The 21577-nt window shown below is 43.4% G+C and carries 23 protein-coding genes and 1 pseudogene; 6 read left to right on the top strand and 18 right to left on the bottom strand.

The annotated features are described in order from the left end of the window. Positions 1 to 331 precede the first annotated feature (331 nt). The 12 genes from IDH44_RS19930 to IDH44_RS19875 form a co-directional block, all read right to left on the bottom strand. Complete coding sequence (locus IDH44_RS19930; RefSeq protein ID WP_190920581.1) at positions 332 to 1159, bottom strand: cysteine peptidase family C39 domain-containing protein; 828 nt, start codon at positions 1157 to 1159, stop codon at positions 332 to 334. A gap of 47 nt (positions 1160 to 1206) precedes the next feature. After that, the gene (locus IDH44_RS19925) at positions 1207 to 2190 is read right to left on the bottom strand and encodes a hypothetical protein (RefSeq protein ID WP_190920580.1); all 984 of its coding nucleotides are present in this window, start codon (positions 2188 to 2190) and stop codon (positions 1207 to 1209) included. A gap of 19 nt (positions 2191 to 2209) precedes the next feature. Next, positions 2210 to 3484 (bottom strand): ATP-grasp domain-containing protein, encoded by a 1275-nt coding sequence (locus IDH44_RS19920; protein WP_190920579.1) that lies wholly within the window; start codon positions 3482 to 3484, stop codon positions 2210 to 2212. Further along, the gene (locus IDH44_RS19915; RefSeq protein WP_190920578.1) at positions 3481 to 3744 is read right to left on the bottom strand and encodes an acyl carrier protein; all 264 of its coding nucleotides are present in this window, start codon (positions 3742 to 3744) and stop codon (positions 3481 to 3483) included. Before IDH44_RS19915 ends, IDH44_RS19920 begins: the two co-directional genes overlap by 4 nt. Before the next feature lie 54 nt (positions 3745 to 3798). Then, the gene (locus IDH44_RS19910) at positions 3799 to 4584 is read right to left on the bottom strand and encodes a helix-turn-helix transcriptional regulator (protein WP_190920577.1); all 786 of its coding nucleotides are present in this window, start codon (positions 4582 to 4584) and stop codon (positions 3799 to 3801) included. A 129-nt stretch (positions 4585 to 4713) separates the two neighbouring features. Next, positions 4714 to 6465, bottom strand: a complete 1752-nt coding sequence (locus IDH44_RS19905; RefSeq protein WP_190920576.1) for an ABC transporter ATP-binding protein — start codon at positions 6463 to 6465, stop codon at positions 4714 to 4716. 14 nt (positions 6466 to 6479) lie between these two features. Beyond that, complete coding sequence (locus IDH44_RS19900) at positions 6480 to 8240, bottom strand: ABC transporter ATP-binding protein (RefSeq protein ID WP_190920575.1); 1761 nt, start codon at positions 8238 to 8240, stop codon at positions 6480 to 6482. 51 nt (positions 8241 to 8291) lie between these two features. Then, a complete protein-coding gene (locus IDH44_RS19895) occupies positions 8292 to 9458 on the bottom strand; it encodes a lanthionine synthetase C family protein (protein WP_190920574.1) in 1167 nt (388 codons plus the stop codon). Positions 9459 to 9503: 45 nt separating this feature from the next. Beyond that, on the bottom strand, positions 9504 to 11006 hold the full coding sequence (locus tag IDH44_RS19890) for a class III lanthionine synthetase LanKC N-terminal domain-containing protein (protein ID WP_190920573.1): 1503 nt from the start codon (positions 11004 to 11006) through the stop codon (positions 9504 to 9506). 81 nt (positions 11007 to 11087) lie between these two features. Beyond that, entirely contained in the window at positions 11088 to 11867 is a 780-nt protein-coding gene (locus IDH44_RS19885) for a serine aminopeptidase domain-containing protein (RefSeq protein WP_190920572.1), read from the bottom strand. Continuing rightward, complete coding sequence (locus IDH44_RS19880) at positions 11842 to 12696, bottom strand: alpha/beta hydrolase (protein WP_190920571.1); 855 nt, start codon at positions 12694 to 12696, stop codon at positions 11842 to 11844. Before IDH44_RS19880 ends, IDH44_RS19885 begins: the two co-directional genes overlap by 26 nt. 35 nt (positions 12697 to 12731) lie before the next feature. Continuing rightward, complete coding sequence (locus IDH44_RS19875) at positions 12732 to 12971, bottom strand: acyl carrier protein (RefSeq protein ID WP_190920570.1); 240 nt, start codon at positions 12969 to 12971, stop codon at positions 12732 to 12734. Between the two features lie 255 nt (positions 12972 to 13226). On the opposite strand from IDH44_RS19875, the gene IDH44_RS19870 reads away from it, so the two are divergent. Next, positions 13227 to 14300, top strand: coding sequence for a transposase (locus IDH44_RS19870; RefSeq protein WP_223869862.1), 1074 nt, complete (start codon positions 13227 to 13229; stop codon positions 14298 to 14300). Then, positions 14293 to 14658, top strand: a complete 366-nt coding sequence (locus IDH44_RS26725; protein WP_223869861.1) for a hypothetical protein — start codon at positions 14293 to 14295, stop codon at positions 14656 to 14658. The genes IDH44_RS19870 and IDH44_RS26725 overlap by 8 nt, the downstream gene beginning before the upstream one ends. Before the next feature lie 28 nt (positions 14659 to 14686). On the opposite strand, the gene IDH44_RS19865 is transcribed toward IDH44_RS26725, so the two are convergent. The 5 genes and pseudogenes from IDH44_RS19865 to IDH44_RS19845 all read right to left on the bottom strand — a co-directional run bounded on the left by IDH44_RS19865 (position 14687) and on the right by IDH44_RS19845 (position 19164). Beyond that, complete coding sequence (locus tag IDH44_RS19865; RefSeq protein ID WP_190920569.1) at positions 14687 to 15574, bottom strand: glycosyltransferase; 888 nt, start codon at positions 15572 to 15574, stop codon at positions 14687 to 14689. A gap of 844 nt (positions 15575 to 16418) precedes the next feature. Continuing rightward, entirely contained in the window at positions 16419 to 16871 is a 453-nt protein-coding gene (locus tag IDH44_RS19860) for an integrase core domain-containing protein (protein WP_190920568.1), read from the bottom strand. Between the two features lie 63 nt (positions 16872 to 16934). Beyond that, a complete protein-coding gene (locus IDH44_RS19855) occupies positions 16935 to 17402 on the bottom strand; it encodes a helix-turn-helix domain-containing protein (protein ID WP_190920567.1) in 468 nt (155 codons plus the stop codon). Between the two features lie 247 nt (positions 17403 to 17649). Further along, complete coding sequence (locus tag IDH44_RS19850) at positions 17650 to 17865, bottom strand: hypothetical protein (protein WP_190920566.1); 216 nt, start codon at positions 17863 to 17865, stop codon at positions 17650 to 17652. 274 nt (positions 17866 to 18139) lie between these two features. Continuing rightward, positions 18140 to 19164, bottom strand: a pseudogene (locus IDH44_RS19845) (alpha/beta fold hydrolase). A 156-nt stretch (positions 19165 to 19320) separates the two neighbouring features. Between IDH44_RS19845 and IDH44_RS19840 the strand changes: the two are divergent. From IDH44_RS19840 to IDH44_RS19830, 3 genes are all read left to right on the top strand, one after another. Continuing rightward, positions 19321 to 20223, top strand: coding sequence for a LysR family transcriptional regulator (locus IDH44_RS19840; protein ID WP_190920565.1), 903 nt, complete (start codon positions 19321 to 19323; stop codon positions 20221 to 20223). Continuing rightward, positions 20223 to 20384: a hypothetical protein gene (locus tag IDH44_RS19835; protein WP_190920564.1), complete on the top strand. Its 162-nt coding sequence runs from the start codon at positions 20223 to 20225 to the stop codon at positions 20382 to 20384. The genes IDH44_RS19840 and IDH44_RS19835 overlap by 1 nt, the downstream gene beginning before the upstream one ends. A gap of 318 nt (positions 20385 to 20702) precedes the next feature. Continuing rightward, positions 20703 to 20951 carry an ATP-binding protein gene (locus IDH44_RS19830; RefSeq protein WP_190920563.1) on the top strand — a complete coding sequence of 83 codons (249 nt, stop codon included), beginning with the start codon at positions 20703 to 20705 and terminating at the stop codon, positions 20949 to 20951. Here IDH44_RS19830 and rhuM read toward each other — a convergent pair. Then, entirely contained in the window at positions 20859 to 21131 is a 273-nt protein-coding gene (rhuM, locus tag IDH44_RS19825) for a RhuM family protein (RefSeq protein WP_223869860.1), read from the bottom strand. The genes IDH44_RS19830 and rhuM overlap by 93 nt on opposite strands. Before the next feature lie 111 nt (positions 21132 to 21242). On the opposite strand from rhuM, the gene IDH44_RS27460 reads away from it, so the two are divergent. Then, positions 21243 to 21545, top strand: coding sequence for a transposase (locus IDH44_RS27460; protein WP_190920585.1), 303 nt, complete (start codon positions 21243 to 21245; stop codon positions 21543 to 21545). Positions 21546 to 21577 lie beyond the last annotated feature (32 nt).

Raw genomic sequence — 21577 nt, 5'->3', positions numbered from 1 at the left:
GTATGCATCTCACCTACCAGACGGATTGGCATCACCATTCTACCGTCATTGTCGGTGAGACTCACGCCGTCATATTAACTGAGCGGCAACAACACCTCGGAGACGGTGTTTCGCGAGCACTGGCAGCTTGATGCAATGCTCCGCTGGCTGAGCCCCATGCTGCTCAGCCTTAGAATGTCTCGATACTTGGTCATTTGGGGACCTCCCGCTGGATATTTGCGCTCCGATTTCGGACACGCATCCATCCATTTTAACGGAAAAGGTCGGGGGTGGCTCTCACGATTAACATCGTGGCTCTAATTCGTTAACACGGTGGCTCTCACTCATTAACTCAATGGCTCTCTGGCACCGAAATACTCAGATAAGCCACCTTCAACAATAACGCATACTTGTGCTCCCATAATAATCGAAAATTTCGATGGTCAACCCTCATTTCGTTCTGCATGACACAATCAAGAAAAGCTTCGATGTAAGGATAAACCTCAATTCCATACGCCGCATCCAGTACCGGATGCAATTGCGCGAAGTTTCGAGAAACATTGGTTCCTTGAAGATAGTCCATCAATTGTGAAACAAGGACGGATAATTGAAACGGAAACGCATCGATTACATTCGGTTTTATCAAATAGATCGAAGCCGGACGTCCAAAACGAACATAACTCGTAATCCCTTCGTCAACTAGCTTCATGGGAACCGGTAACGTTTCAAATAAACCATGATGATTATAGCCAAGGGTATGGAATTCTTGACTGGTATCATCAAATCCATAAATAAAAAAATCATGCGGTCTATGATAGTCTTGATACGCACGACGATTAGGAATGTAATACTCATTCACATGCGCCACAACATAAAATCCTTCCGCAATACTTTTGCTAAGCAACCGATTCAACGAAATGCCTTGTTGATCCAGAAAGGTTTGATTTAAGCTTATGACCTGTAACTGCGGAAAAAAAGAAGGTCCATCATATTTATAAAAATTCAAACGTAACTCGGGACGACCGTACCACGAAGGTTGATTAAACTGTTTTCTGCAATAAAGCTGTACGAATTGACCATGAAACCATGGAAGGAATGCCGGTTGATGCATTATTATTGCGAGTGGATATGCGTAATTTTGATAGCATCTTAACTCCGGAATTTGAATGGGAAGTATCATCACTTCAATCCCCTCTCGTCATACGCCCAGTTCTACTTTTGCAAAGATTAGGACAAGACGTTTACGACCTCATTTAAAATCTGTTTTTCAGTAACACGAAGATGCATGAGCTGCTCCCGCACACGCTGAAGCAAGCTTGAGTTTTTGGTGAAATGATACTTTAACAAACCGTTCCTTATCATTTCCATTCTTTCAGTGACAACTGTGAACCGCTCTACCAGCTCCACATTGCAGCGATTGAGTTGCTGCAAGTAACTTAGAATACGAAGAACTGCCTTTTTATGCTCTGCAAAAATCGGGATTGCCCTGCGGTCCACCCTTTTCCCCAACTCCAGATTTTCAAGGTCGAGAAGTAATCGGTTGTATACATCGTCTATCCCAACCCGTAACTGCCCGAGTTTAGGATGGGAGAAAACCGTGGAGTACGATGGAGCAATGTAGTTCCGGAATGACGTTTTGATCTTCTCCGCATTTAAGGAATGCAGCGCTTTCTTTTTCTTCAATAGTTTCAATCCGCTCCACCAATAGTTTCCCGGAATGATTTGCTCAAACGCCGATGCAACAAAAGAACGATGGATTTTTTCAAAACGAAACTTGCCATTTTCAAAAAAGTCGCCGCAATAAAATTGTTGCTGATCATAGCCATAGATCAGAAGCGGATGATGTCTTTGGGTTCTCTGGGAACGATACAACGGAATTTCCGCACATCTTAACACCGCATAGATGTAGTAATCGTTTTCCAAACCCGTGATTACAAAATTTTCGAAATCAGAGCCACTTAATTTCAATTGTTCCGGCTTAAAAGAAACGAACTCCAAAAGAGGAGGCCTTGGCACATGAAAGGTGTACACGTCCAAATTTAAAAAATCCAGTACTGCCTGACAGTCGGGATCTTTGATAATACTCAGTTCAATGTAGTTTTCACAAAACCACGGCATGAAAGACTCGTCCACACCTAAAATAGACAAAATGGCGGTGTGGTGACTGTAGCTTGTAATGATTGGATATGTAATGGGGAGTATTTTGCTCAAGCCACGTTCCACCTCATTTTCACATATTAATCGGAGCCCGGTCTTGGTGTTGTCGCGCCTCAAAAGTCAAAAAATTTTGAATCATAGCACGCAATTTATTTTGTTGCTTTCCGTAAAACAAAACGTAAATGCGATATTTGGTCCGGCTTGTTCCTTCCGGTGTATATTTAGCAAACGTGTAGACCAAATATCGATGGTCGCGGTCTGGAGCAAGGATGCGCTTTAATATTTCATTCACTTCATAAAACGATAAGGGGTCTGAAAATTCAATTCGGACGTATCGACTTTCAATGTATTGAAAGTCACGATTTAGGCGTTGTACCAGATCAAGCAAATAGGTGACCTGCGTAAATCTGGCGTTCAGTTCGATAATCGGGAAAATACGATTTTGTTGATCAATGATTGAGTCGATGCCACAAATGCCGTCAAAGCCAAGATCAACAAGAACGTTTCCAAGCCGCATCATTTCATGCCGGTAGTGTTCGTCAGTCTGGGGGGAATACTCGGGTGAATAATTCGTACCTAAATAAACGCCATTCGCATCAATGTACTGCTCCGTAACGGATAAGATAAAAGGACGGCCATCTCTGATGAGCAGTTGACAATTGATATTTTGTTGAACCGGGTGCCATCCCTCCAGCAACAACTCAAAATTGGAACTGCGTCTAGAAATAAACTTTAACAGGGACTGAAACTCACGGCTATTATTTATGAGTCGAAGCCCCTTGCCAGAAGAACCAAATGCCGTTTTCAAGACACACTTTTCAAATCCGCTCTCCGTTAATTTCACATAAGTTTCGATTAGTTCTTCAACCGAACGACAAAGAGAGCCGGAAGTAACCAGGAACTGATACTTGGTGGCCAATTCACGTGTATACAGCTTGCTGTTTAAACGCTTGACAAGAAGACTGTCAGCGCCAAAAAGATCACATTTTTCTCGCAAACACCACTGTTCCAAATCTTCCGTAACCATGTATGGGACCAACGAGTATGTTAGATTGGAATTGATATGGTGCGAATGGATATTTTTTATTAACTGGATTTCTGGTAACTTGTGCCCTTGTTCAACGAGATAACATAAAAATTGGGGGTCGGGATGATGATGCATCAAGACCGTATCCTGAGGGCGTGCAAGGAAAAGCGATTGTTGCTCCTGCTGCTTTACAAGGGCTAACTGCTGGGCATCTGTCATAGTCGGAAACTCTTTATTGATGTTCCATTCTTGCTCTTTATTCACATTGTAATACCAGATATTTGCATGCTCATAATTGAAGATTCGTGATGTGTGCGTCATGAAGCTGCGCTCACCAGCTTCGTTAATACGCGACCCGCAATTTTGTCAATCGTCGAGAAATTCTCAAACATCAGTTCTTCGTCATCAAAAACGATATCAAAAGCCTCCTCCAACTCAACAATTAAAGCTACAGACCTCATCGAGTCCATCCCAATTGTGCTCAGGTCAAGTAGGCAATCAACTTGACCTTGCTCCCTTTCCAACACATGCGTGACACTCTCTGTAACCCGTTCAATGACGTTATCTTTTTGCATGTTCATCCCTCTCATTCTCTTTTTCAAACATTTGATATCTTGCTAGGCATTTGAGAACGGTTACGTATTACTTTTTAAATGATTTCGTCTGAACTGACTAGGGGTCAAATCATGATAGCGCTTAAATATATCTGTAAATTGAGAATTCGATACGTAGCCTAGATGGGAGGCGATTTCATGAATAGGAATTTTATTTAATAATAAAGTCTGTGCCTGCCTCATTCTAATTTGCTGCAAATATTTGATTGGTGACACTCCAAAAACTTTGGAATACGTATTGCTTAGATAGACAGGATTACATTGAATTATATCGGCAAGCAACTGAAGCGTGATAGGTCGGTAATAATATTTACGAATGTAGCGGTTAATATAAATCAGTCTTAAATCGATTTTTCCATTCAAACCTGAAGAACTGAAACTTATTTGATCTGAAAGGCTGGTGAGACGATTTAGATGCAACTGGAACTCTTTTTCTAGCTTTCGCAATTTGATTGGACAAGTTGGGTCTGCAATATAAGACCTAAACAATTCAGAAAAAGCATTTCGATTCAATCTATTTTTCGAAATTCTTTTGTAAAGATAACGACGAAAGTAGTCTGAATGGTGTCGAAAATAAATGCCTTGAAATACATTTGCATCGTGGTTTATATTCTTTATTATGATTTTCTTGGCTATAACTGCGGTTGAAAAATCTAGTACTGTTTTGGAATTCGAAAAATGTATCTCTAAACCTTTTGGCATTTCCAAATAAATGAATTGATTTCCACCCACTTGTAATGAAAGCGATTCTTCAGGAAATAAACTTATCATTCCTTTGACTGCTGTTATCTTAACCTTACAACGCAAGCCCCTCCACCTCCCCTCCTTAAATTACCAAAAGACGAGATTTAATTCAATCCCCACACGCTCAATGATCTGCGATACAAGAGGTTGCTCGGCACAGTTCGATATGCTGAGTTTATAAAAATGATAAACTTAATGATTACCATGCCACATGCGGGCATATAATTCTTCTTTCTGTGCTTTCAGTTCTCCATGCTTCCCTTTTTGCACAATGCAACCTTGATCCACTACGACAATTTCATCAGCATTCCGGATTGTAGACAAGTTATGGGCAATAACGATAACTGTCAGATGCTTGGATCGGGCATGGTGAATAACATTCTTCATGACCTCCTCCTCTGTCTGAACATCTAGCGCAGAGGTTAATTCATCCAGTATGAATATGGGACGATCGGCAATAAGCGCCTGTGCAATGGACAACCGCTGCTTTTGCCCACCGGATAATAATGAGCCGGCCTCCTTAAGATCGGTGTCATATTGATTTGGCAGCTTTATAATGAAATCATGCGCCAGAGCCAATTTAGCCGCTGCTTCAATTTCTTCTTGATTCGCCCCATGATTTACCATTTGAAATTGTTCTCGAACGCTCCCTCCAAACAGAACCGGTTCTTGCGGTACGTAGGAGACTAGCTGACGGGCATGTTCCATATTTTCATGAACTCGATTCCCACAAATCATTACCTCTCCTGATGAAGGCCGCAACAATCCGGCTGCAATTCGTGCAATCGTTGATTTTCCCGACCCGCTCGGCCCTACAATTGCCATAAAAGTACCTGGTGCAATATGTAATGTAAAATTTCTCAATAGCTTTGGAGAGTCCTGATAGATGTAATCGACTTGTTGCATGACAAGAGACCATTCGAAATTTGGTCGGCAATCATTTACGATGCAGGAAGGCTCTTTCTCAGCATTCAGTAATGCAAATATTCGAGCAAATCCACCAAGATCACCGTGCATCTTTGCCCACAACATGGCGGTTGTTTTTAAGGGTTGGTTCAAACGCCAAACAAGTGTCGAAAAAGCTACTAGTGAGCCAATGGTCATCGAGCCATGCAGAGCCATCCAACCTACCATAACCATGGTGCCGATGACGATAAAATCAATAAGCGTTGAGGACGACAACACCATGAGTTGTTGCCACCAAAATCTTGATCTGTACAATTCATTTAACTTTTTCCGCTCCTCTGTACATCGGTTCACAATCCAATCTTCGATGCAGTATACTTTGATCATCTCGACATTCTGCAATGCATCCTGTTGACGAGTGCGCACAACCGATTCTTGCTCTGCAATCTGCATGCCAATTTCGTTTACTTTTTTTCGCAATACATGGGTAGCCCCCAATAAAAGCGGTGAAATGACAAGCAACACCGCGCCAATCTGCCAATTGAGCCAAAGAATGTAGACAAGGGCCAACCCAAACATAACCATTTGGTTCATAAGTTGATCCGCAATAAGTGAGATGAAATTTGAGGCTCTTTGCGAGTCGACGATTATACGTTGAACAAAATCCGATGAATGAAGAGCTTGAATTTGTTCCGTAGGCATTCTTTGAGTCTGATACTTGAGTTCCCACGAAACATTAAGGTCAGTCCGAGTCAAAATAAGCTTCTTTAAATATTCTCCAATTAAAATTAAAAAAAGAAAGAGAATAACCACTGATGTAGATAAAAGTAATAGTATCCGGAGGTTATTAAATCGTTGATCCTCAAGCATATTAAAGTATAGATTATCTATAAGAGGGAACAGCATTAAAATAAAGCTTTGCCCCAAACCAAGGAACAAAGCCAGTGCATATATTTTTTTGCGCTCTGTGTGCGCCAAAGAAAATGTCCAAGCATCCTTAAACCCTTGCATGCCTGTATGTTTCCAAGCCTTGGCCATTAATTCAACCCCCTCTATCCTTTGGCTAGATCCGCAATTGCCGCCATCTCAGCATACCTACCTTTTATTTTTAGTAAGGCTTGCGCAGTGCCCGACTCGATAAGCACGCCATCTTCCACCACAAAAATTATATCGGCGTAACGAACAGCAGAAAATCGATGTGTTGCAATCAAGATTGTACATTTATCACGCACTCGATTTAACGCCTCCATAAACAATTGCTCGTTTCGAGCATCCAATGCTGACGAAGGCTCATCCAAAATTAAAAACCGAGGATTTCGCAAAAAGGCTCTGGCTAGTGCCAGTCGTTGACGCTCCCCCCCTGAGAGCCCTGCTCCCTTTTCTCCTAACATAGTATGATATTGCTTTGGCAAGCTCCGAATAAATTCATCTGCTCCCGCGAGTCGAGCTGCTTGAATGACCTCATCCAAGGTAGCATCAAGCATGCCAACTCGAATATTATCTATTACGTTTGCATGTAATAGAAGACAGTCTTGCGGAACATAGGCTACATCGTTCAACCATTGTTCTCCTGCATGTGCACTGGAATTCCCTCCGATTCGTATCTCGCCCTGGTCAGGCTTATACAAGCCTAGCATCAACTTAAGAATTGTACTTTTCCCCCCGCCGGATGAACCAATCAGCGCAGTGATTTGTCCTGGCTCGGCCGAAAAAGAAACGCGCTTTATTATCGGTCGCGCTTTATCATAACCAAACGTCACATTTTCAAACTGAATTTGGCTATTTTGAAACATTGTGTTTCCCTTATGCTCATGTTGTTCACTTCGATTTTGAGTAGGATCAACCATCGCAAAAATTCGCCCAGCTTGTACCAAGACTTCTTGAATATTTATCCATGCCTTGAGTAAATGCGATATCGGATAGATTAAGCGCTCGTAAGAAACCAGAAAAGCAGCGATTGCTCCAATCTCTACTGCGGTGCGTTGTACCATCCACGCGCCAATCGCCAGTATATAAAGATGTCCTAACCAAAACCCTAAAAAAACACTTAATCCTGAAATGATTTGCCACAAATGAAGTCTAATTTTATTTACACGACTTCTTTTCAGAGTCTCCAACCATTTTTTATTAAGAGTCTCCCACATGCCATACCCTCGAATAACTTCAAAACCCTGAAACTGCACCTGCAACTCCTTTTGTTGCATGGCTTCGCTTTCGCTTACTCGATGTTGAAAATTTCGAATTTTAGAGGCAAATAAATTGCTTGCCAACGGTGAAATGGAGCCAATGATTAATGCTCCCAAAAATATTTCCCAGGACAGATAAGATAAATAAACACTCAAGAAAATGATCGTTAAAACTTGTTGAAAAATTTCAGGGACTTTTTGATTCATTCCCTGCACTACGCTTTCCGTAGATTTGAATAAACGCTCCATCTTATCTCCGGAATGAAATGTCTCAGAATGTGTGAGCGGAGACTGTATTAACTGCTTCAAAACTTTATTTTGTAAATCCGTGAGAGAGATGATTTCTAAATGTTGAACAAGCCATTTCCTAAGAAAATCCATTAGTAAACTGCATAAAGTGGCCGAGGCAAACAGCGCAAACGAGATCCAAATGCTGTTGTAAGATTGATTAATTATTGCGTCAATTAACTTTCTGATACCTTCTGCCTGACCAACCGGCATAAGCGCCGCAACAAAAATGATAATGCCGAGTAGGATGTAATGTATCCAATACGGCCTTCCCCATTTTAATAACGTAACGATAGTCTTTTTGTTTTGAATATTTTCATTAATTATTGGAATCGTCATCTACTCCTAACCACAAAATCATCGTCTACGAAGAAAAAACAACTTCATCCACTAATCTTTCTTACATAGATTATCGAGAGCCACCGGACTTAAAAGAAAATGAAAACAGGACTCGGCCTGTTGTGTGGAAAGGCTATTTATAAATAACGAAATCCCAGCCATACCAGTTCCGAAATCAGTGGAGATTCTAAACAGTTGTTCACCTGGAAAGGCAATCCCCTCTTCCCGCTTAATTTGAAAGAGTAAAATACTATGCCCAATCTTTATTGCCTGGTCAAGATATTTTTGCTCTCCAGTGAAATAATGAGCCTCTAGAAGACTGTTGCCAAGACCCGCGGCTCCCCTGAAAAGGCCTGGAAAAACCGTAAAGGTCCGAAATGTATCAAGAATTAAAGATGAGGCCTTTTGAAAGTATTCTTTTTTCCCACTAATCGCCCAATACCGCCATAATACAGAGACGATTCCAGCCGACCCATCCAGCCAATAATGCGTAAAAACATTTTCTAGTTCCGAAATTTTACCTCGTGGTACACTTAAGTTTTGCTCTTCTGTTTCTTGTAAGTACGAAATATCAAATTGCAATGCCGCTTCTCCAGCTTTATAAAATTTCAAATCCTTCGTTAATTGATATAAGTAAAGAAGGAACAAGGCTACCCCACTGTTTCCACGTGCATACCCCAAAAATGTATCCCCGTTATGTTCCATGCAATAATTTTTTGCTAACGCATGTTCCGGGCCTATTGTTAACAACCAGTCTCCAATTATTCGGGCACGCTCAAGCCACTTTTCATCCAATGTTTCCATGTAAAAATACAAGCATGTGACACCATAACCGGAAGCTCCATAAAAAAGATTTGCTGATCTATATAACAGAGGATGTTCGGCTGCCTGATCCATAAGCCGCATTGCTCTTTCTTTAAATCCGAGATCCCAGAAAACCCATGATATACCTGAAATGCCCATGTACAAACCAGGAGGATAATTATCATTATTGATGTTTTGAGAAAAAACCCATGCGTAGGCTGAGGTCGGTATCTTTGCTCCAGTCTTGTGCATTGAATATAACACTCCCATTGCTCCAACAGCCACATTTAACGGATTTGTATTAAATACAGATGGATCAGTTGGAAACAACCAGTCTCTTCTATGTAATTGAAGATTAGATAATGTATAGCGGTTCATTGCAGTCACTGTTTCTCTGAATAATTGAGCACTCATAGCACCACTCCATTCATAATGAAAACTTAATTTTTACATTTACATTTAAATAGCATCATCAAGATGAATTTTAATCATTTCAATAAGGTTGTCCGGCGCAGGTCTTTTCTCTGGGCATGTACTTAAACTGAGTGTAATGAAATTTATAATTTCAGAAGGAACGCCCAATTCTTTACCATATGATTCTGAAAAAGTAGCCGCGGATCCAGGCTCCAAATCCAAGATACCGCTGATAGGAAATAACATGCTTAGCATAATCGAGCCTAAAGAATAATAATCATCTTCTTTACACTGAGAGCCCTCATATATTCTTTGCGGGCTTGTAAATCCCGGCGTAAAAATACGATTAGATTGAATTGACATTTCATTTGTAATTGCAGCCTCAAAATCAATTATTTTCACGTTATTTGTTCGCGTATTGGCCAATACATTTTTAATAGAAAAATCACCAAGCACAACACCAGCCGTATGGAAAATTCGCAAAGCTTGCCCCAACGAATTCCATATGGAAACCAACTTACTTACGTAATGGCGGTTTGAATTTTTATTTCTGTAAATTCTAAGTAGTGGATTTTCTTTGACGCAAAACGCTCCCAAATCCACTCCTTCAATTAATTCTTGGACTAAGAATGTATGCTCCCAGTCTTCAAACAAATCAATAACTTGAGGGACAATTCCAGTATTATTAAAAATATTTAATATTTCATATTCCTGTCTAAGCCTCTGTACCCCATCCACTCCATTTTCGTCGCCTCCGGTATAGGGTCTAGCCTCTTTAATAATCACAACATTTCCTGTATCTAAATCTAGAGCATTATAAACGCCGCCAACTACTGAGAAATTAACCGCATGGTTAATAAGATATCGCCCTTCTTTTAACGAAATTTCTGAGACATCGTCTGGATTTTCCTCCTTTCCAAAAGGGTCTTTCACCCAATAAGGAGTGTTATAATATGGTGTCCTAATGTCCGGTACCAATTGGCCATCCGGAGCTTTTAGATAGTACTTTGCATCACCAGTGATGTCCAGTTGACGGATTCCATCAATCCCCCCGTATCGATAATAAATGCACATTGAATCTTTATACCGGAGATCAGTTAGAATATACGGCCCGGCAAACCCCCTTAATTGCTCATAAAACTGTTCGATTACTTCTTTAAATTTTTGTTCACAATTCGGGTAAACGGTTACAAACTTCCCGCTTGCCTCTCTCGACCACCCCTTGCTTGAACACATTAACAATAGATGCTTATCGACTTGAAATTTAAAACTAATGCTCTGCTGCACACATATTTTTGTAACAATTCCCAACAATCTTTCTCCGTTTAAAGGTGTAGCGGATAGATGAATTTTCCAACCCTGATTTGTTGTTTTATGATCAGGCGAATTAACCATATACCAGTTAGATTTTCTTTCATGCTTCCAATCGGCGGGTAAATCATAAGTCGCAATATCAATCAATTCAGGGTTAGGTATATAAGATTGAAACCCATCAAACCAATTCATATCTGTATAACGATAAAATTGCTGATATCCTTTATCATGCACGACAATCCCTCCAGTCGAGGATAGTAAAGATCATTAATTTAATTAATTCTCTGCCTCGTTACATTGCTTAAATGACAGCGCTCAAGTACCAAATAGCTGTTTTATTTTTTCGATTGCCCATTCCTGCTGCATTGGTGAGAAACTAAAATCATCTTCTCCGGGACAAGTAATCAAATTCTCTTTTCTTCGATTTAGGTATTTCCATTTTGACCCACAAAGGAAATGTAAGTGCTCGATGTCATCCATATACGCATGTAATTTTTGAGAAACTAATGTACGCAAAGACTGCAGTTGTAACACTGAAAACCTTTCGCCTCGCAACACATTCCACCAATCGGAACCAAGTGCCTCAAAAAACAGCCTGGCCTCAGCCGGCATATTTGAACATGGTAAATCAGAAATTTCAATTGGTTCTCCGTTAACGTTACTTGTTAAAACTTTTTCAATAAATTGATGTGGCATTGTTAACGCCGGGTTCCAAACTACCCATTGATTAATTTTACAAGACAAGTAAGAAACCAGCCAGGTTCCAATTCCCCGTGAAATTATATTTATTGGATAATCCTGATATTTTGTTTCAATATGTTTGACTATGGTAAGCACATCTTCAATTAGGACTGGAACAGTAGCGTCTGAGAAATCCCCATCTGAATCACCATGCCCAGTATAATCAAATTGAACGACAATGTAGTTTTGACTCAATCTCCGTGATAGCTTAGAATAAAAATAAGCTCTTTCATTTTTCGAAAAACCTAAACCGGAGAGTGTGAGGACCACCCCTTGAGGTTCAAGCGTTGCACAGTTTGTCGTCATAAAAATCCGCAGTCCATAATGATTATTTATCCAATATTGTTGAATCATCGAGCAAACCCCTTATCCAAAAGTAAGAATGATTTCTAACCTCTGCTTCCCAATCAGAATGATTAAACGTATGATCAGAATTCAAGATATGATGTATCGTTGCATTCCCTCTTAAATCTCTCAATAGCCGCCTGGCAGTCGGAACAACAAGATCATCTCCTTCTGGACAAATTATACAAGTGGGGACTTTCCGCTTAATGAAAGTCCTGATACTTCGAGTATCATTTAAATTACTATATTTAATGTTTTTCCAAAGTCCATAAACAGGAAATGCAATTTCTTTATTATTAACGACCGGCCGAGATCGAATTTCTTTATCCCAATTATACGAGAATAGTTCAGAATCATTTGATTTTGTGTTTTCCCCTTTTAAATGCATATTAGTTTTTATGATAGGTATGTCTTGCTGTAGAACGGGACTCCACAACAATAAGCCTAGTATGTTCAGCCTACCCGCGTATTCAGTAAGTGAAGCCATTGCAATTGATGCACCGTCACTAAATCCAAGAAAAATAATATTGCTGATTTGAGGAATTCTTCGTTCTATAAACCGAATAACTGCGAGTGTATCTTTCAGTTTGGTTTTCAAGGTCACATTAACAAAATCGCCATCGCTTATACCCAGTCCCAAATAATCAAAGCGCAATACTGCAATGCTTGTAACTTTTAACTGCCTGGATAATTTCACCGCCATTCTATGGCGGTCGCTTCTTTCTCCATTAAAACCATAACAATATACAAGTATTGTGTCTTTTATATCATTAAACGAATCCATATTGTCAATTATGGCTTGAATATTCCCCTGGCTGGTAGTGATACTGAGCAACATTGGTTAGCACCTCTAATCCACACATCATTAAATCGTTAAATTTTATGAATGTAAATACACTGAATTAGCTCGTCTACGTATTGAACTTCGCCTCTCATGACCTGCTCCATTATATCGATTCCATAAATTTGCTCAATCTCTACAACAAGTTGAATTGAACTAATGGAATCAAGGCCCGCATCATCAAATAAATGACTCTGCGAGGAAATTTCAATTGAACGATCTGATATTTTTCTAACTAAAGCTATAACTCTGTTTTTAATTCTATCTCTCACCACTTCACCGCCTTTCCCCTTATTTTTTTCTGCAACTTTCTTATAGTTTATAAAGCAGTCAGATTAAAACAAGACAATGGTCTTCAATTCACACCTACTGGACAGTGAGAAGTTCTTGTCGAAAAATCGTCACATAGAAAAATAACCCAATCAGCCGGTGGTCTGGTATCCTTAAGTTCTCACACAAAAAGGAAGGACCGCTGAATGGGTTACAGCATGTAGTTTACCCCATTTCCAAGCGATTGACCATAACCAATGATTAAATACATAAATGAACTTTTACTTCCCTTCCGTTCTTGCTTTACCAGACAAGCCCCTTATGAGTGGTTTGTCGTACTCATTATCGGTTTTATGCTACGCTCGAATCACCTGGGCGTGACTTCGGTGATTCGCGATCTTGCTCTGAATGATCGCTGCTACGAGTCACTGATTCACTTTTTTCGCAGCGACGCCTGGTCCCTGGCGTCGCTGCGAACCACATGGATGCAGGTAGTTCGCAAGGCGGCACCTCTCTTACGGGTAGACGGTCGCTTCGTACTCATTGGCGATGGAATGAAGCAAGCCAAGGAAGGCCGCCGCATGCCAGGAGTCAAGAAGCTCCATCAGGAATCAGAAAACTCGTCCAAGGGCGAATACATCTTCGGTCATTTGTTTGGCGCCATTGGAATTCTGGCGGGCACACCGCAGAAATGGTTTTGCCTGCCGTTGTTCATCAATCTGCAAGACGGGGTCAAAACCATTTGGGGGTGGTGTAAGACCCCAGATACGCCGGAGCCTCCCTCCCACGTGGTGCAAATGATCGAGCAAGGATTCACGACAGCACAAGTGTTTGGCGATGCGTTGCTTTTGCTGGACCGTTACTTTTTGTCGGCGCCCGCGCTGGAGCGACTTCAGGCCCTTCATCACGTCTCCGATGTCCGTATGCATGTCGTGACAAAGGCCAAAGCAAATGTCGTGGCCTACGAACGTCCGACCAAGAAGTTCGGGCGTGGTCGGCCGCCGAAGAAAGGCAAGTCGATCAAGCTGAAAGACCTATTTGCAGCACGTGCTGACGACTTCGAAACCGCGACGGTCACGCTCTATGGAAAAGAAGAGACGATCCATTTTCTGTGTTTAGATCTACTCTGGGGACAGGGGCTCTATCAGGAACTGCGCTTTGTCCTCATAAAGCGCGGCGATCAATGCTCCATTCTCGTCAGCACCGATCTGACGCTGGGAGCGACCGACATCGTTCAGTTGTATAGCTACCGTTTCAAGATCGAGTGCACCTTCCGAGAGATGAAACAAGTGATCGGTGCGCTATCGCTTCTGGAGCAAGTCCATGCCTAAGTTGAACCGGTACTTGCGAAAGGAGGCCGCGCATCCGCTGGAAGCGGTGAAAGACGAACAAGCCAGGCACCGGATTCGCTTGACCCTCCAGGCCATCGAAGGGTTCGTGATGTGCCAATGCATCGCGATGGGAATGCTCCAACTCATCGCTTTACGCTACTCCGGACGGGCTCCCCTTCTGTCCTTTCGCTATTTGCGTACGCCGTCCCGATCCGTTGTATCCGAGGCCACCGTTGCCGCCTATTTGCATGCGTCTATTTTTCGCCTGTTTGCGCAAAACCGGCATATATCCCTAACGCAAATTATTCGTTCCAAGCAAGAAATATCCGATTCTGACGCGGATTCTCTGGTTTCTTAAGCGTTAGAACTTATGACTGTCCAGACACCTATATACGAGGCATCATAATTGGTTCGGATTCTTTTCCCATAACCCATAAATTTTTATTTTTATTATTATTATTATTAGATAACGTTGATAATTCAACTTCTTGTAGACTTGCTATCCCAAACATGAATTTTTCAAACATAACGACGGTTTGGTCTCGATGCTTGTTTTTAAAATAACGAAAACTGCTACTCAAATGTGAACGATAAAAATGACGAGATCTAGAATGCGCGATATGATAATTTGTGGTATCAATTTGTTTAAATTTCGCTCCTGCTAAAAAAAAACGATAGCCTAATTCAAAATGTTCGACCCCCCAGTCAATAAAATTTTCATCAAATCCACCTACTTGAAAAAAATTTTCACGGGGGACAGATACATTCCCAGACAAAAATGAAATCCATGGTACATTTGAAATACATGACCCATTAATGTCAAATAAATTATTTTTTATTATTTTGGAATAATAAGGAATTCTTGACTTGCTCTCTAATCCCTCAAAATTATTTTTAATTGCATTCTTCTCCTTTTCTGGTTGGCTAAAATAAAATTCTTTAATGCCTCCAATTAATATGTCTTTACCATCACGATGCAATTTCAGGTTCGAATTCGCCGGAAAACGATCTGAGTCATTAAATAAAATCCTTTTCCCTTTTGACAAGCTGACCCCCATGTTACGTGCAGCGGCTCGGCCCATATGTGCAATTCTATTATATAATATTGGAAATTCAGTCTGATAGTTTTTCACAACACTCTGTATATCTTCTACTGACCCATCATCAATAACAATAATTTCAGTGTGTTCCGGCAAAGTATTTGTTAACCAGAATAATGTGAGATCTAACGCAAACGACTGATTACATGTTGGAATTACAATACTCATCAACATCCCTAAAATCACCACTTTGGAATAAAATAAATATTAAAAATATACATAAAATACCTAGGGAAAGACAAGTTTACTATTAAATATCCAGTTTAAAATAATTCATTATTTATAATTACGATCCACAACTAAAAGTTACACAAGAAGTAGCACTAAACATCATTTGAAGATCATAAGTTGAATTAGTTTGCAATTTTTGAAGTTTAAGTATTTGATTCAATTTCCCTCCCCCCCCCTTCTTACTTATCTCTCCCTCAAATATGAATATACCATATTTATTTATTTTTTTCATTAAATTTAATTAATGTATATTTTTATACTATTTTATTTTTTTATGAGAACAAGATGGAAATATATAAAAATAAATTGCGAATAAGGTTTTTCGATAATTTAAATTAAGTAATATCTCGGAACATAAACGGAACAAAATAAGAAACGTACTTGTATATATTTTTTATTCTCATATATCTAGTATTTTTTTTCAACGAATTCTGTAATATTAGATATTTAACCAATGTCAACAGGTTAAGCACAGACAAGCCGATGCGCCCCTACAAATAGCCTTGAAAAGCTTGTGAATTTGCAAAATAAATCGGCAGTGGTTTTGCAGATTCGGCCAGCAGAAATCGGGGCCATTTTGAAGCATAATATTCCGGCAAAGATACGACGAATTTGCACATTGCGCCGGCGATGAAAACGCCGGTAGCTTCCACAAATAAAACAGCCAGAGGGATCTCTGACTGTTTCAGGAGCTTGTCGAATTGAAACGCACACGCTGTACTGCTTTTAAGTTACCCAGATCCAATAACTGACGTCCGGTGTTTGTCAAGATAGTTGTCGCGATTTCTCAAAAAGTAGTTTGCTGTCCGGATAGCGAATTTTGTGCAGCTTGAAGACCCGTCACTTTTTCAGGATTGAGCCAGACTTCATCTTTCAAGCTCCAGTCACGCATTTCGCCAGACCAGCGACTCGGGTTCTTGACTTTTGCGGATTCGTAAACGCCTCTTCGTTTCTCAAACACTTCGCCTGCCAGCCCTTTATGCCGCTGGCTCGGTGTGTTGTACCAGCTAGCAAATTGGTTGACCCAAACCCGTGCCTGGGTTAGACCTTTGAATCCTTTCGCCGGATAATCGGGGCGGTACTTGCACGTGCGGAAAATGGATTCTGCGTAAGGGTTGTCGTTGCTCACGCGCGGTCGGCTTCGGGACGTGCCCAAGCTGTACAGCGTCTCGAGTACCGTGGCTCCCTTCATGGGGCTTCCGTTATCCGAATGAAGCACGAGCGGCTGCTGACGGATCACGCATTGCTCCCTGATGACGGTGCGACGTATCAACTGACTCGCGTGCTCGGCCGACTCCTCCTCTCAAATCTCCCAGCCTACGATTTTACGGCTGTACAAATCCAGTATGAGGTACAGGTAGAAGAATAGTCCCTTTACAGGCCCCGGCAACCAGGTAATATCCCACATCCAGACTTCATTCGGTCCGCTTGCGGCATGACTGGTAAGCGGCCGGGCTGTACGCTTCTTACTGCGTCCGCGATGGTGCTGTTGGTCGTGCTTATGCATGACACGATAGAAGTTGGATTCAGAGGCAATATAGAGGCCCTCATCGGCCAGGGCAGGCACGATCTGACTGGGCGGCAGGCTCCTGTTGTGCGGCTGCTGTAGCACCTCCAGCACCTGCTGCTCTTCCACCTCGCTCAGCTTGTTGGCAGGGGCTGGCCGCGTGGCGTTAGGACGTCCGTCCTCGGCGCCGCCTTGCTTCCGCCAGCGTTGCAGGGTTCGCTGTGTCAGCTTTAAGCTCTTTACAAGCCATGCTTTCTCTTGCACCGGCCTCTACGGCTTCTCCGATCAGTGTAATGGCTTGCTCGCGATCTGGGGCACTGATCATTCGTCCTCTTGGTCCCCCCAAATCGCTTGGGCCTTTATTCGCAGGACCAACAAGGCGGCCGTTTCGGCGAGCGCGGCTTCTTTCCGTTTAAGCTCCACACTTGCGGATCAAATAGCCATCGCTCAGAAGTACATCCAGTTGGGCCATCCGATCCGTCTGGTGCTGCGCATCCTGGACGTAGAGCGCTCAACCTATTTTATGCACATGTGAATCGACCTGAACGAGCTTCAAGGCGGTTCTGTCCAACTGTTCCAAATCTGTACACTTCAGTTCCTTGGCCCAACGCAACACCATCTTCGGATCCAATTCATGCTGCCGCGCTACGGCCGTCATGTTCCCGATCTCTCTGCCCTTGGTTACCACCATCTTTTTGAAATTCAGATCATACCGTTTTCTCTCCATTTGCGTTCCCCTCCGACTGATTTCAGTGTATCGGAATAAGGGGTGTACTGTCCAAGTTCATTTGGGGGCTAAAGAGCATGCTTATCCATTTTTTTATTCCTGTACTACGTTGTTTCGTCTAAGACCCTAACGCGGCATCCGCTACACGGTGCCGCGCCTTGATTGCCATCAGATGGTTGTGGTCGAGATGGCCTGATCCAGCGATTCACCTCCAAAAAAAAGCCGCGTGCTCCCAGTTGGCACGCGGCTTTTCGTTTCCATTCCTCTCGTCCGCTCACACTTCTTCGATTGCTTCCAGCGCCAGCAAGCGTTTCAGATGCTCATCGATGAATTGATTATCCGTCTCGTGAATGCCGCGTCCGGCAAAATGGCCCCACTTCGACGGAATCGGGTGATATTCCGCATTCGGCAGATGCTCTGACTCATATAAGTTATCCTCCGCCGAGCAGAAAAGATCGGTACTCCCCGGCATGATGCAGGCTCGCGCCCGGATGCTTTTGAGCGCCAGCTCGAAATCGCCGTTGTACGTCGTATTGGCGCTGATGTCCGCATGCTGGCCTGTCCACAGCATGGCCAGCATATTATGCGGATCCATCTGCATAAAGCTGTTCTCCCAGAAGCCCGCCACAAACTCCGCCAAGCCGTTAAATCCAAGCTCTTGGTAAAGCTCCTCTCTATAGAATGCCTGCGACACGCCCCATCCTGCGTAGACGCGTGCCACGGCACGCATATCTGCAGACGTCAGCTCGTTTTGCCTGCTTGCGTCCATGCCAACTGCCGACAACAATGCGGCTTTCAAACTATCCAGAACAACAAAGGTGTGGGGCCACGGCTTGGCCATCCCCGCAAATGGCGCAATGCGCTCCACCATAGCGGGATAGCTGGCTCCCCACTCATAGGCTTGGATGCCGCCCAGGGACCATCCGAGTACAAGCGCAACTTTGGAGATGCCAAACTGTTCGGTCACCAGCCGATGCTGGAATCTGACGTTGTCGTGGACGGTAACCTGCGGAAAATTTGCCCGGTCGAACGGGGCAGGCGTGTTGCTCGGAGAAGACGACAAGCCGTTTCCCATCAGATTGGGGGCAATAATAAAATAACGCTGTGGATCGAGCGCCTTCCCGTCGCCGATCAGCCATTCATTCTGGACGTGCCAATCGCCTAAAGCGGTGGGATAGACAATTACGTTGTCTTTTTTGCATTCAAAGTGCCGTAAGTCTTGTACGCCAGAAATGCGCCCGGCAGCGTAACTCCCGATTGCAAGGCGACGTCGCCCAGTTCAAAAACGTCAACATCCATCTTCTCGCTCATTGTCATCGTGCTCCCTTCGAAAGCAGCACTTGCATGTGAATTGTACTGCTTGTTGCCAGTATAAAACTGTGTTACGATCAACAAAAGTGAATATAATTCAATATAGCATTCAATAATTTTGACTATTCGAAGGAGGCGTATTGCATGGAATTGCGCCAGCTTCATACCTTCCGCATCGTGGCCAGCACATTAAATTTCACTCGGGCAGCCGAAGCGCTGAACTATGTGCCCTCCAACGTTACGATGCAAATAAAAGCATTGGAGGACGAGCTTGGCGCTCGTCTTTTTGACCGTCTGGGCAAACAGCTCGTACTCACTGCCGCGGGGAAACGCTTTTTAACACATATCCAATCCGCGCTAGACAAACTGGACGAAGCGCGCAGCATCGTGCATGACAATGATAAGCTGAGCGGAACCGTCACCATCAGCGCCAACGAGGTGCTTTGCGCATACCGGCTTCCGGCCCTCTTTCAGCGCTTTCGCACGCGTCATCCGGGAGTGCGTCTCATCTTCCGTTCCGTTCCCAATCAGCAGCTCAAGCAAGCGCTGTTTGACGGAACCGCGGACGTCGTCTTTCTGCTGGACGAACCGGTTCGCTCGACCGGCCTTTCTGTGGAACCGCTGCTGGAAGAAACGTTTCGTTTTTTCGCTGCGCCGGATCATCCCCTTGCAGGACGATCCATGCTGCAACTGGATGATTTCCACGGGGAAGTGTTTTTGACAAATGAGAAGGGCTGCACGTATCGCACGATGTTTGATCGTGCCTTTGAAATGGAAGGGATCGACAGCATCACGCATTTGGAGTTTCAAAATGCCGAAGCAATTAAACAATGTGCCATTGCGGGAATTGGAATTGCCTTTTTGCCTGAAATCACGACGAATGCCGAAGTGGAGCGAGGCGAGCTTGTTGCGCTTCCGTGGCGAATTCCGGATTTGCGTGTGTATACGCAAATGCTGTGGCATAAAGACAAGTGGCTGTCGCCCATCCTGTCAGCCTTCATCGAATCGGCCAGAGAGGTCGTCGCGATCGAGGAAGAGGCGCAGTAGTGCAAGTGATGAGCAGCGCTGCCGAGCGGCCGTTTATCGAAGGGCGAGAGCGTCTGCTCAAGCTGTCGCCCAAGTCCATCGAGGCTGCCGCCCGGGCGAATGGCGCGCACGCTCTCGTCACATGCTGGAGCATCCGCCGTCCGCTACAGCTCAGAAGATAATGAAAACTCGGCAAGCTTGAATTTCTGCTCTGCCTTACTTACCATTACTTCCACCGCTCTAAGATATCGCAATAACAATCCCCTCCTCAACAATATTGTCTTTTAAGGGAAGCCATTCGGAATCTTTCTCTGACTGCCACTCAGAAGCGTTCTCAAAAATGCACGTCAACTGAATATCACCCTGCTAATTTATTTCATAAACAATATCGGAAAGCAATTCGCTATTATGCCAATTGTTCTCGTCCTCTACGAGAACCATTACTTTAAGATCAGACCATTCGTCACGACCTCCTCTTGCCTTAGAAATGGAGCGAGGTCATGGTCCGCCGGGAAGCGCAGGCGAAACGCGAGGTCGTCGTCATTGACGAAGCGCACGAGATGAGCGAAGCGATGCTGCTGGAACTGCGCTTTGTGATGAGTCACCAGATGAATGCTCGTTCGCTGTTTCCGGCGCTGCTCGCCGGACAGCCGGAGCTACGCAAGCGGCTGCGCCTCAAGAAATATGAGGCGACGTCTGAATTGCGTACCTCGATGAGAACGAACTCGGTAACCAACGGCAATCGTTAACTCAAGATTATAGAACGAGATCTCTCGCTCCACTTGCCGCTGTCCCTCAGTTTGAACTTTTCGGTTTTTCCGAATAGTTGCTTCTTCTTGTAATTCATCTTCTTCATAGATGTTTTTGACATGCTCGTTAATAGTGCTGACACCTTTTTGATACAAGTCCGCAATTGCTTTTTGAGTCATCCAAACGGTTCCGTTTTCCAGCTTTACGTCAATCTTTGGTCCTTCCCGTCCTCGGTCTGTGAAAAAAATGCACCTCGCAAGGTCTGATGCTTCCCCTCACTATGTGCCTAACTGTTTATTCAATCCATTGAATTTACCGTCGCGGACGGATTAAACACGCATCAGTCGGAAAGCCTGGTTCGACTGGTCGCCGACTACTGTCGGTTGGACAAATTCCTGGGTCAAAAAGGAAAGTCGGGCGTGCTGGCGACTCAACCGAGTCGAGCGGCCTTCTTGGCCGATCCCGCCCACCGCATTCGGATTGGTTATACACCGAGGCACTGCTCGTGGCTCAACCAAATTGAGATCTGGTTTAGCATTTGCGCGACCGTTATGTGGATTATCTTCTGTATGCTTCTTGGGTGGGAATCATAAGATCACATCCAGCCCGCCGCGGCAGCGTCAAC

Source organism: Paenibacillus sabuli (genome assembly GCF_014705605.1).
GTDB lineage: Bacteria > Bacillota > Bacilli > Paenibacillales > Paenibacillaceae > Paenibacillus_D > Paenibacillus_D sabuli.
Note: the sequence above shows the minus strand (reverse complement) of the source record. Positions and strands in the feature narration are given on the sequence as shown.

Excerpts from the sequence above, each read along its gene's own strand:
- IDH44_RS19930 (WP_190920581.1), bottom strand. The coding sequence starts at position 1,159 with ATGATACTTCCCATTCAAATTCCGGAGTTAAGATGCTATCAAAATTAC.
- IDH44_RS19920 (WP_190920579.1), bottom strand. The coding sequence starts at position 3,484 with ATGACGCACACATCACGAATCTTCAATTATGAGCATGCAAATATCTGG.
- IDH44_RS19915 (WP_190920578.1), bottom strand. The coding sequence starts at position 3,744 with ATGAACATGCAAAAAGATAACGTCATTGAACGGGTTACAGAGAGTGTC.
- IDH44_RS19905 (WP_190920576.1), bottom strand. The coding sequence starts at position 6,465 with ATGGCCAAGGCTTGGAAACATACAGGCATGCAAGGGTTTAAGGATGCT.
- IDH44_RS19900 (WP_190920575.1), bottom strand. The coding sequence starts at position 8,240 with ATGACGATTCCAATAATTAATGAAAATATTCAAAACAAAAAGACTATC.
- IDH44_RS19895 (WP_190920574.1), bottom strand. The coding sequence starts at position 9,458 with ATGAGTGCTCAATTATTCAGAGAAACAGTGACTGCAATGAACCGCTAT.
- IDH44_RS19885 (WP_190920572.1), bottom strand. The coding sequence starts at position 11,867 with ATGATTCAACAATATTGGATAAATAATCATTATGGACTGCGGATTTTT.
- IDH44_RS19880 (WP_190920571.1), bottom strand. The coding sequence starts at position 12,696 with ATGTTGCTCAGTATCACTACCAGCCAGGGGAATATTCAAGCCATAATT.
- IDH44_RS19870 (WP_223869862.1), top strand. The coding sequence starts at position 13,227 with ATGATTAAATACATAAATGAACTTTTACTTCCCTTCCGTTCTTGCTTT.
- IDH44_RS26725 (WP_223869861.1), top strand. The coding sequence starts at position 14,293 with ATGCCTAAGTTGAACCGGTACTTGCGAAAGGAGGCCGCGCATCCGCTG.
- IDH44_RS19865 (WP_190920569.1), bottom strand. The coding sequence starts at position 15,574 with ATGTTGATGAGTATTGTAATTCCAACATGTAATCAGTCGTTTGCGTTA.
- IDH44_RS19850 (WP_190920566.1), bottom strand. The coding sequence starts at position 17,865 with ATGGAGAGAAAACGGTATGATCTGAATTTCAAAAAGATGGTGGTAACC.
- IDH44_RS19840 (WP_190920565.1), top strand. The coding sequence starts at position 19,321 with ATGGAATTGCGCCAGCTTCATACCTTCCGCATCGTGGCCAGCACATTA.
- IDH44_RS19830 (WP_190920563.1), top strand. The coding sequence starts at position 20,703 with ATGGTCCGCCGGGAAGCGCAGGCGAAACGCGAGGTCGTCGTCATTGAC.
- rhuM (WP_223869860.1), bottom strand. The coding sequence starts at position 21,131 with ATGACTCAAAAAGCAATTGCGGACTTGTATCAAAAAGGTGTCAGCACT.